Raw genomic sequence first — 806 nt, 5'->3', positions numbered from 1 at the left:
CTTTTCATTAGATTAGTCAACTCTGAAACATTAACGCGACTATCAAGATATCCATCTGTTTTAGCTCTCTCAATGGCTTCTTTTAACGCTTTCGGGTCGATATCAGTTACAACCTCGGTTAACTCAGGACATCCCGCGTTAATTGCCTGGTTGTTTTGTTTCATTTTTGCCTCAATACTTTGAGTGATAAAACTGTCTAAAAATTGTTCAGTACCTGATGATATAGTCAAGATTTTTTCATTAACAAAATCCCAGTAATCATTGAAGCGTTTAATTGATTCATTGATAGATAATTGATAAATCAATGAATGGGTGACAATAATTTCACTTGATAACCTAGCGTTAATGATATCTTTTTTGTGTTTCTGTAGTTGTTTTTTGACCTTGCTGTATTGATTGCAGTTATCGATATTTCTCCAGAAAATTTCTAATTGAGATGATAATTTATCAAGCGTAATATCCTCTACATCGTTTAAATCACTTAACTCGTAACTATTCCCCCTATATTCCTCTGATGTCATAGTCTCTCGTTTTTTAAACCATATAGGAAACATCCGTCTTTTGAGTTCGTTTAACTCCCAAAATGTCCACAATGGATGTATTGAATTAATCACCTTTAAAGCGAAAGCATTAAAAATCATGTTAGTTCCCGGTGTCTGACTACTGATGGTTATTCGGCTATTTTTGCGGTTTAACACCTTGAAAAGCGATAACATATTCTCATTTTCAATTAATAAGCTAGGGGTGATATCTTCCCATACCAATATAAAATTTTTCTCAAATTCACATTGAAGGGGGTCATAAAA

1 protein-coding gene is annotated in these 806 nt (G+C 33.4%); it reads right to left on the bottom strand.

The window, feature by feature from the left end:
- Window positions 1-806 (bottom strand): hypothetical protein (locus P5674_RS25410; RefSeq protein ID WP_315670444.1); only part of this gene is annotated, 806 nt, incomplete at both ends.

This window comes from Limnospira sp. PMC 289.06 (genome assembly GCF_032350395.1).
In the GTDB taxonomy this organism is placed as follows: Bacteria; Cyanobacteriota; Cyanobacteriia; order Cyanobacteriales; family Microcoleaceae; genus Limnospira; species Limnospira platensis.
The sequence above is the reverse complement of the archived record's forward strand: the minus strand, read 5'-3'. Positions and strand labels throughout refer to the sequence as shown.